8 protein-coding genes (1 of these 8 running past the window's edge) are annotated in these 6,158 nt (G+C 58.6%); all 8 read right to left on the bottom strand.

The window, feature by feature from the left end; all coding sequences use genetic code 11:
• On the bottom strand, window positions 1-874 hold the 5' portion of the coding sequence (tyrS, locus tag AC6CDK_RS08250; protein ID WP_039645703.1) for a tyrosine--tRNA ligase. 338 nt of this gene lie to the left of the window's left edge; the window shows 874 of its 1,212 coding nt (coding positions 1-874); it begins with the start codon at window positions 872-874; its stop codon lies beyond the left edge, outside the window.
• A 17-nt stretch (window positions 875-891) separates the two neighbouring features.
• Window positions 892-1,680: a TIGR00282 family metallophosphoesterase gene (locus AC6CDK_RS08245; protein WP_039645705.1), complete on the bottom strand. Its 789-nt coding sequence runs from the start codon at window positions 1,678-1,680 to the stop codon at window positions 892-894.
• Window positions 1,670-3,232, bottom strand: a complete 1,563-nt coding sequence (rny, locus tag AC6CDK_RS08240) for a ribonuclease Y (protein WP_039645707.1) — start codon at window positions 3,230-3,232, stop codon at window positions 1,670-1,672. The genes AC6CDK_RS08245 and rny overlap by 11 nt, the downstream gene beginning before the upstream one ends.
• 27 nt (window positions 3,233-3,259) lie before the next feature.
• Window positions 3,260-3,823, bottom strand: coding sequence for a 5-formyltetrahydrofolate cyclo-ligase (locus tag AC6CDK_RS08235; protein WP_039645709.1), 564 nt, complete (start codon window positions 3,821-3,823; stop codon window positions 3,260-3,262).
• A gap of 380 nt (window positions 3,824-4,203) precedes the next feature.
• Window positions 4,204-4,491, bottom strand: coding sequence for a cell division protein ZapA (locus AC6CDK_RS08230; RefSeq protein ID WP_039645711.1), 288 nt, complete (start codon window positions 4,489-4,491; stop codon window positions 4,204-4,206).
• A complete protein-coding gene (zapB, locus tag AC6CDK_RS08225; protein WP_039645713.1) occupies window positions 4,491-4,667 on the bottom strand; it encodes a cell division protein ZapB in 177 nt (58 codons plus the stop codon). Before zapB ends, AC6CDK_RS08230 begins: the two co-directional genes overlap by 1 nt.
• A 61-nt stretch (window positions 4,668-4,728) precedes the next feature.
• Entirely contained in the window at window positions 4,729-5,781 is a 1,053-nt protein-coding gene (gene ftsY / locus AC6CDK_RS08220; RefSeq protein ID WP_039645715.1) for a signal recognition particle-docking protein FtsY, read from the bottom strand.
• 1 nt (window position 5,782) lies between these two features.
• Window positions 5,783-6,142: a roadblock/LC7 domain-containing protein gene (locus AC6CDK_RS08215; RefSeq protein WP_039645717.1), complete on the bottom strand. Its 360-nt coding sequence runs from the start codon at window positions 6,140-6,142 to the stop codon at window positions 5,783-5,785.
• Between the last annotated feature and the right edge of the window lie 16 nt (window positions 6,143-6,158).

Here is a 6,158-nt window from a genome sequence, read left to right as displayed (position 1 = left end):
TGGCCTCCATGGGGTGTACCGAACCATCACGGATACCCGTCCGTATGCCATCAATTTCAACCATGGAGAGATCGCTCAGCAATTCGTAGTATCGAAGCATGAGCTCGTCGGATATCGACATAATCTTGCCGAATATTTCGTCGGCCGGTTCGTTGATTCCGATATAGTTGCCGAGAGATTTACTCATCTTGTTGACGCCGTCGAGCCCTTCAAGCAACGGCATCGTGATTACGGTCTGAGGGGTTTGCCCCCATTCACGCTGGAGTTCGCGTCCCACGAGCAGGTTGAACTTCTGGTCAGTACCCCCGAGTTCCACATCTGCCTGAAGAGCCACCGAATCGTACCCTTGAATCAGAGGATAAAGGAACTCGTGAATGCTTATGGGAAGCTGGTTCGCAAACCTCTTTCCGAAGTCGTCGCGCTCAAGCATCCGCGCTACGGTGTATTTGGCGGCAAGGCCGATCATCCCGCCGGCGTCGAGCTTGGCCAGCCACTCCGAGTTGAAGGCCACCCGTGTTTTCTCCGGATCGAGGATCTTGAACACCTGTTCTTTGTAGGTTTCGGCGTTGCGCAGAACATCCTCGCGGCTGAGCGCCTTGCGCGTTTCGGACTTGCCGGTCGGATCACCGATCATGCCGGTAAAATCGCCGATGAGGAAAATAACCTCGTGTCCGAGCTGCTGGAATTGACGCATCTTGTGCAGAAGAACCGTATGCCCCAAGTGAAGATCGGGCGCAGTGGGGTCGAAGCCGGCCTTTATCGTGAGGGGCACTCCGGTTCTGGCCGACTTCTCAAGTTTTTCCTCAAGTTCCTTCTCTACCAGTATCTCTACTGCGCCCCGCTTGATGAGCGCCATTTGATCGGCAACGGACATGGCCTGGGCAATCCTCCTCACGAACAGATTAGTGAAATGCGCTCAATGGAGAGTGCCCGACCACTGACCGGATCGACACCAATGACAACTCCGTTGAGTCGCACGTCCTTCTTTGCAACCTCGAACCTGACCGGCATCTGCGTGACAAACCGCTCCAAGGCCAGCTCTTTGCGAACCCCGATGACCGAGTCGAAGCTTCCCGTCATGCCCGCATCGGTAATATACGCCGTGCCGCCGGGCAAGATACGTTCATCGGCGGTCTGAACATGGGTATGCGTTCCAACGACCGCACTGACCTTGCCGTCGAGATGCCAGCCAAGGGCGATTTTTTCCGATGTGGCTTCTGCATGGAAGTCGACGAAAATGAGCGGCGTCGACTCCCTCAGCCTCTCGATTTCCTGGTCAGCGACACGGAACGGGCAATCCAGATTGTTCATGAATACCCGCCCCTCAAGGTTCAGGATGCCAACCGGAACTCCTCCGGCAGTGCGGACCACGGTTGCTCCGCGCCCCACGGTGCCGGGAGGGTAGTTTGCCGGGCGTACCAGCCGTTCTTCCCGGCCGATGAAGGAAAAGGAATCGCGCTTGTCCCAAATGTGGTTGCCGCTGGTCAGGACGTCGATCCCGAGCGAGAAGAGCTCCTTTGCCGTCTCCTCGGTAATCCCGAAGCCTCCGGCCGAATTTTCGCCATTGGCCACGACAAGATCCACCCGATAATGATCCACGAGCCGATGAAGTTCGCGGACAAGAGCCTGGCGCCCCGGGCTCCCGACAATGTCGCCGATAAAGAGGATGTTAACGGGCATACTCTATGGCGCGGGTTTCCCGGATGACATTCACCTTGATCTGGCCGGGATAGGTCATCTCGGCCTCGATTTTCTTGGCGATGTCCTTGGCCAGCAGAACGGCCCGCTCGTCGGACACCTCCTCGCTCGACACCATGACGCGGATTTCTCTGCCGGCCTGAATGGCAAAGGAGTTGTTTACACCGCCAAAGGAGCAGGCGATCCGCTCAAGGTCCTCGAGCCGCTTCACGTACGTTTCCATCATTTCCCGGCGCGCCCCCGGCCGTGCGCCGGAGAGGGCGTCGGCGGCCTGAACGAGAACGGCGAGGATCGAATTCGGCTTCTCATCCTCGTGATGGGCCATGATGGCGTGGACAATCTTGGGCGACTCGCCATATTTACGCGCAAGTTCGGCGCCGATGACCGCGTGGGATCCTTCGACCTCGTGGTCCACCGCCTTGCCCAAGTCGTGGAGCAGACCGGCGCGCTTTGCCTGCTTGACGTTGACGCCCAGTTCCGAGGCCATGATGCCGCAGAGAAAGGCGACCTCCAGCGAGTGCTGGTATACGTTCTGGCTGTAAGATGTACGGTATTTCAACCGACCGATGAGTTTGAGGATCTCAGGGTGGATGCCGTGCACGCCAAGGTCGAAGGCCGCCTGATCGCCAGCCTCCTTGACGGCCTGTTCCACTTCTTCCTCTGCCTTGGCCACCACCTCTTCAATGCGGCCGGGGTGAATCCGTCCGTCCGCGATGAGTTTTTCAAGGGCGATCTTTGCCACTTCGCGGCGAACCGGGTTGAAGCCTGAAAGGATGACCGCCTCGGGGGTATCGTCGATAATGAGGTCGATGCCGGTGGCAGCCTCAAGGGCGCGGATATTGCGACCTTCACGGCCGATGATCCGGCCCTTCATTTCGTCGGAGGGCAAGGCAACCACTGATACGGTCTTTTCGGCAACATACTCGCCCGCATACCGCTGGACGGCAAGTGATATGATTTCCTTGGACTTCTTGTCCGCGGTCTCGCGTGCCTCCTCTTCGATGGCCTTGATCCGCTTGGCGGCATCAAGCTTGGCCTCGCTCTCCATGGCATCCATAAGAATCTTTTTCGCTTCGGCCGAGGTCATGCCGGAGATTTGCTCCAGCTTGGTCCGCTGCTCGGCCGCGAGCGCATCAAGGGAGTCCTCTTTTTTTGCGAGCGACTGCTCGCGTGCGAGGATGCCCTGCTCCTTCTTGGTCAGGTCGGCATCGCGCTGATCGAAGAGGTTCATCTTTTTGTCGAGGTTCTCTTCCTTCTGCTGGAGGCGCTTTTCCAGGCTCTGAAGATCCTTGTGTTTTTCCTTTGCTTCCCGCTCGAAGTCGGCCTTGGCCTGATAGACGACATCCTTGGCCTGGAGAGCGGCTTCCTTGCTGATCGTCTCCGCTTCGCGCTTGGCATCGTCAACGATGCGGGAGGCGAGTTCTTCGGCCTTGCTTACCAGAGAATCAGAGAGTTTCTTGCGCAGCAGGTTTCCGATCAGAAATCCCGCTCCTGCCGCGAGGACGATGAAAATAATTGCCAGTTCTATCTTCAATGTTCCGGTACCTCCTCAGGTATATTTCTAACCGAGAGGACGAATGATCCTCTTCTCGGTAACGATCAGATCGAGCGCCACATCATGGGGCTCTCCCCGTATTTCATCAACAAGCTGGAAATCGTAACAAAAGCCGACAAGTCGGCCCGTCCCCTCCAGATGGTGGAGTGCCCGGTCATAAAACCCCTTTCCATAGCCGATCCGGCGGCCGGCCAGATCAAAGGCCACCCCCGGCACAACAATGATGTCCGCGCGGTCGGGAGCAACGGCAGTTCCCGTTAGACAGGGCTCCGGAATAGCGTATGAACCCGGGCGGAGTCCTGCCGGGTCTGTCACTTCGATGAAACGGAGCTCGTCGCCACACACGACGGGCAGGAGAACCGTCTTTCCCTGGTCGAGGGCAAGCCGAAGCACGTCACCCGTGTCGACCTCACCCCTGATGGGGGCGTAGAGAGCAACGACCCGTGACTTCCGGAAGCCGTCGCTGTCCGCAAACGAGCGCTGGATGGCCTCGGAAGCCCGCCTGGCCTCGGCAGGGGCCAGGGATCTTCGCAACGCGAGCATTGACTGTCTCAGGGCGCGCTTGGGCATTGGGTCGTGTGACCGTGACGCAGGGTCATCGGCCATTAACGGTACACGGGGACGGGGTCCGAGGAGGGAAGGATCCTGGAGAAGAATTGGAGAAGATATGCCGGCGTCAGACAGGAAGGAAGGCTATGCTTCGGGTAATGGCGTATGGCGTGACGAAGTATGAAACCGTAGCGTCGTGATTACCCTCTCCGCATCTCTGATAATTCCTGCAGGCCGTTATCAGTAAAAACAGCCAAAACCCCTATGGCTCCAACGACGAGGTTTTCTGTTGAAACTGATCAATCTTTCCGTAACCAACCCGAACCGCTTGTACCGCACTTTCTATTTATAAACTCTCCCGAAGGGAGTCGAGAACCGGCGACTGTCAGCCGGACAAGCCCTCACAGAAGGGCATCTTCGATACGCCGCATCAACCGCCGAAGCTTGTCGCTGCCGGCATGGCGCTGCTCTTCAAGCTCCCTGGCAAGGGAAAGAGACGTCTCGGCCAGATTCATGAGCGCCAGAATCACCGGAACCTGGGGGTCCCCCACCGGCACCTGTGCCCGTGCTTCCGCAAGTTTGCGGTTCACAAGGCCTTCGACCTCTCTCACGTGCTCCGCCGAGGAGGGACTTTTGACGGTCAACTCGCGCCCGAGAACCTTGATGCGGTGGGACTGCTTGTCGGACACTAGATACCTTCGAGTTTCCGCAGGATACCGTCAATTCGGGTCTTGACCCCCTCGCGCTCCTGCTGAAGCCTCGCATTGTCCGCTCGAAGCTGTTCGTTTTCCCGCTTCAGGGCGCCGTAGCGTTCGAGAAGCATGTCAAGACGCCGTTCCAGGTCCGAAAACAGTTCCGTATCCATGAGCAAATACCTTTTTAGGGATAAAATAATATATTCTGCCCTGTTGTTTAGTCAAGGCCATTTATTGAAAGAGGGCGTCCACGAATTGGGAGGGATCGAAATCCCGCAGGTCGTCGATTCCTTCGCCGACACCGATGTAACGGACGGGAATCCTGAACTCGTTGCAGATTGCAACCACGATTCCTCCCTTTGCCGTACCGTCGAGCTTTGTCAGGGCGATACCGGTAACCTGGGCTGCCTCCTTGAAGAGTTTCGCCTGCGAGAGGGCATTCTGTCCCGTTGCCGCGTCAAGGACCAGCAACGTTTCGTGGGGAGCGCCGGGAACCTCCCGTGACATGATGCGACGGACTTTTTTAAGTTCCTCCATGAGGTTTACCTTGGTATGGAGACGGCCGGCGGTGTCGACGATGAGGATGTCCGCGCCACGGGCCACGGCCGCCTTGATGCTGTCGAACACCACGGCCGACGGATCCGCCCCTTCCTTGTGGCGGATCACGTCGACACCGGTCCGCTCGCCCCATATCTGGAGCTGCTCGGCGGCAGCGGCGCGGAAGGTGTCGCCGGCGGCCAGAATCACTTTTTTCCCCTGGGCGGTAAACCGGGCCGCGAGCTTGCCGATGGTAGTGGTCTTGCCGACCCCGTTGACGCCGATGACCATGATGACGAAGGGGGAGGCACCCGTCACGTCCAGTTGATGGGCATCACGGGCAAGGCGGCCGTGGATATCCTCCTTGAGCGCCTCCCGGAGGGCTTCGCCGTCCTTGAGCTCATTGCGGGAGAGACGTTGCTCCAGCCCCCTGATCAACTCCACAGTGGTCTGGACGCCCAGATCGGCAGTGATGAGTATCTCCTCCAGTTCCTCAAGGGTGTCGGCGTCAATCTCCTTCTTGCCGAGCACGAGGCGATCAATGCGCCCCACTAGGCTGTCGCGGGTCTTACTCAGCCCCTGTTTGAGCCGCTCGAACAATCCGGGGCGCCGATCCTCCTGCTCCGGCGGTGCGGCGGCATCCGCGGTGGCGGGAGTCGCTTCATTGACTGCCTCTTCCTGCTCACGCTCGCCACCGGTGACCTTACCCCAGAGTCCCTTGAAAAAGCCTTTCCGTTCTTCCGCCATCTCAGTATATCTCCTTGGCCAGACGTTCCACGGCCGATCTGAAGTCAATGAGCGCCCGGCCGGGAATGGCGCCACGCTCCAGTGTCATGACAAGTGAATAGTCATCCCCCACCGGGCCCACGATGGCGCGGACACCCGCCGTGGTGATGACCGCCTCAAGGACGGCTCCACCGGCAAGCCGCTCCTGGAGCTCCTTGAGGTGGGCGAGGAGGATGCCCTTATGGGCACCGATGATCTTGATTTCATAATCGTCCATGAGGGCATGCTGTGCAACAGCCTCCCCCTCCCAGTCGGCGAGGATTGCTCCGGTTGCGCCGGGAACGGCATCGACCAGTTCGGTCAGAATCCTTTTGAACGGCACGAATCACCTCGGACGT

Source organism: Geobacter sp. PheSNFMC (assembly GCF_059620965.1).
This window is presented reverse-complemented; position numbering and strand designations above follow the sequence as displayed.

Coding starts and splice junctions, on each gene's coding strand:
- AC6CDK_RS08245 (WP_039645705.1), bottom strand. CDS start 1,680: ATGCCCGTTAACATCCTCTTTATCGGCGACATTGTCGGGAGCCCGGGG.
- AC6CDK_RS08235 (WP_039645709.1), bottom strand. CDS start 3,823: ATGCCCAAGCGCGCCCTGAGACAGTCAATGCTCGCGTTGCGAAGATCC.
- zapB (WP_039645713.1), bottom strand. CDS start 4,667: ATGGATACGGAACTGTTTTCGGACCTGGAACGGCGTCTTGACATGCTT.
- ftsY (WP_039645715.1), bottom strand. CDS start 5,781: ATGGCGGAAGAACGGAAAGGCTTTTTCAAGGGACTCTGGGGTAAGGTC.